Source organism: Nostocoides sp. (assembly GCF_035343835.1).
Lineage (GTDB): Bacteria > Actinomycetota > Actinomycetes > Actinomycetales > Dermatophilaceae > Nostocoides_A > Nostocoides_A vanveenii.
On record NZ_DAOQZV010000345.1, the window covers coordinates 1 to 2,417 of the forward strand.

Annotated in this window: 2 protein-coding genes and 1 pseudogene; all 3 read right to left on the minus strand. The window is 68.4% G+C overall.

Annotation, left to right across the window (positions count from 1 at the left end; genetic code table 11):
• Nucleotides 1-333 (minus strand): annotated as a pseudogene (locus tag PKH97_RS15885) (hypothetical protein); the annotation flags it as partial.
• Nucleotides 333-1,031, minus strand: coding sequence for a hypothetical protein (locus PKH97_RS15890; RefSeq protein ID WP_324388586.1), 699 nt, complete (start codon nucleotides 1,029-1,031; stop codon nucleotides 333-335). The pseudogene PKH97_RS15885 and the gene PKH97_RS15890, both read right to left, overlap by 1 nt.
• Nucleotides 1,032-1,058: 27 nt before the next feature.
• Nucleotides 1,059-2,297, minus strand: a complete 1,239-nt coding sequence (locus PKH97_RS15895; protein WP_324388587.1) for a toxic anion resistance protein — start codon at nucleotides 2,295-2,297, stop codon at nucleotides 1,059-1,061.
• Nucleotides 2,298-2,417 lie beyond the last annotated feature (120 nt).

Here is a 2,417-nt window from a genome sequence, read left to right on the forward strand (position 1 = left end):
GTTGTTGACCAGGGTGCCCTGCGCCGCGATGCCACGGATCATTCTGAGCAGGCGGTCGGATTCCTGGTCGCTCAGCACCGCGGTCGGCGCCTGGCGCCACTTGCGTCCGGCCGAGGCCGCCTCGAAGAAGGCGGCGTTCGCGGCGGACGCATCGTCGGTGCCGAGCCCCGCCGCTGCGGCCCAGTCGAGGCTTGCCCGGGGGGCGGATTCGGCGATGGCTGCGGCAAAGCGCAGGCCTTCGGCGCGGGCTTCCTCACCGGGGCGGCCGGCTGCCTCGGCGGCAGCGACGAGCGCATCCAGCGAGGCCGCGAGGGTCTCGGCGGGTGTGGTCATCAGGAATCTCTTCCGATCGGTGGCGCCAACCGGCCCGGCTGCGTGGGTGCCGCGGGCAGCTCGAGAGAGTTGGCGGGATTTGTGCTGGCCGGAGCGTTGTCGGTGGCGCGGTGCACGATGGGCAAGTCGCCGGTATCCGGGTCATCGGGAGGAGGTGTCGCCCCAGCGGGGGCGGGCATCGGCGGCAGCGCCGTCGCCGGGTCGATGGCCAGGCCGCCGCCGGCCGGGCCGCCGAATTTCTCCTGCAGGAAGCGGCCGTGGACGACGAGCGCTTCGGCGTCGGCGCGGCATACGGCGTCGAAGACTTTGTCCATCGTGGCCCCGAGGAGGTCGAGCTGATCGATGAGGATCAGCAAGGAGGTCTTGCCGCGATCGACCGGGCGCGAATCCGCCCAGTCGCGCGGCAGCCTGAGATAGCCGCCGATGGCACCCGGCAGGTAGTCAGTCGCGGTCGCCATCACGTTGTAGGCGCTCTGGCTGGCACCCAGGCTGTCGAGCCGGGGAATGGTCTGGCGCACGATATTCGTCACGCGCTTCAGCCGCGCCATGACCATCGGTGGCACGACCCCGTCGCGGGCCTGCTGTTCGACCGCGTCGAGAGCGGCCAGCAGCGAGTCGCTCGTCGGCGCCGCGGGCACCTCAATGATCGGCTCCGGGGCATTCTTCTTGCCGAAGCCGAACCATTCCCCGATGCCCATCGAGACCTTTCGCCGCCGCGCCCGTGACTAGTTCTGGGTCGGCGAGCCGAGGTCCAGGGAGCCTTGTGCGATGCGGGTGTCGGCGCGCTGGACGCGGTCGAGGTAGCTGCGAGACTTGGCGACCTCGCCCTCGAGAGTGCCGATGGTGGCCGCCATATTGTCGAGCGCCTGCACCTTGAAGGTGTCGATGGCATCCATGGTCGCGTAGATGTTCTGGAAGGCGCGCTGCAGTTGCGGCAGGCCGATGGTCGCGCTGGCCGCCTGCTCCTGGATCCGGATGCTGTTGTCCTTGAGCATCTCGGAGGTGCGCTCGATCAGGCCGGAAGTCGTGGTGTTGAGCGCCGTGATCTGGTCCAGGACGAGCTGCTGGTTGCCGAGCGCCTGAGCCACGATCACGGCGGTGCGCAGCGCGCTGATCGTCGTCGTGGTCGCCCGGTCGACACCCTTGATCAGCTCGATGTTGTTCTTGATGACGATGTCGATCGCCAGGTAGTTCTGGATGCTCACGGCCAGCTGGGTCAGCAGGTCCTGGTGCTTCTGCCGGACATAGAACAGGACGTCCTCGCGCAGCGCCTTGGCCTTGGCCGGGTCGCTCGTGTCAAGGGTGGCGATCTGGGCGGCCAGCTTGGCGTCGAGGCGCTCGGCGATATAGACGTACTGGTTGAGCCGTCCCATCGAGTCCCAGAGCTGCTGCTTCTCAAGATTCAACGCGACGTTGTCGCGCTGCAACTCGTCCTGGCCGTTGCGCAGGCTGTGCAGGATGCCGTTGAGGTGACTCTGCGCGCTCTGATACTTGCGGAAGTAGTCGGTGATCCGGTCGCCGAAGGGGATCATCCCCAGGACCTTCTTGGCACCCTGGGCCTGGCTCGGGTCGAGTTCCTCGACGGTGCGCCGCAGCTCCAGCAGGGTCTTGCCGACCTTGCTGCCCTGGGAGAGCCCACCCTCCTGCAGGGCCTTGACCGGGCTCTGCAGCAGGCGGTTGCTCGACTCGGCCGCGCGCCGGATGTCATCGTCACCCATGGTGCGCATCTCGCTGGCCTTGGCCTCATAGGCCGGGGATTTGGTCTCGGCCGTCATCAGGGCCGACAGGAAACCGTCGACCTTCTGATCCAGCATCGGGACGGCGGCGGCCGGCACGGCCGGGGCCATGGCCGGGGCTGCCGTGGACGGCACGGTCTGCATCGCCGGCGGCGCGTCGAGCGTCAACGTGGCATTCGGTGGCGCGAGCGGCTGGACGGCGTCCTGGATCGCGGGCTGGTCGGACATGCGCCTTCTCTCTTTCTGCCGGGCCCCCTGCGGCCGGACGTATGCCGTGCGAGTCTGTCGCGGCGCGCTGAAGCGCACGCGCTAGTCAATGACGTGGCAGCAATCTACGCGGTTCCCGTG

Excerpts from the sequence above, each read along its gene's own strand:
- PKH97_RS15890 (WP_324388586.1), bottom strand. The coding sequence starts at position 1,031 with ATGGGCATCGGGGAATGGTTCGGCTTCGGCAAGAAGAATGCCCCGGAG.
- PKH97_RS15895 (WP_324388587.1), bottom strand. The coding sequence starts at position 2,297 with ATGTCCGACCAGCCCGCGATCCAGGACGCCGTCCAGCCGCTCGCGCCA.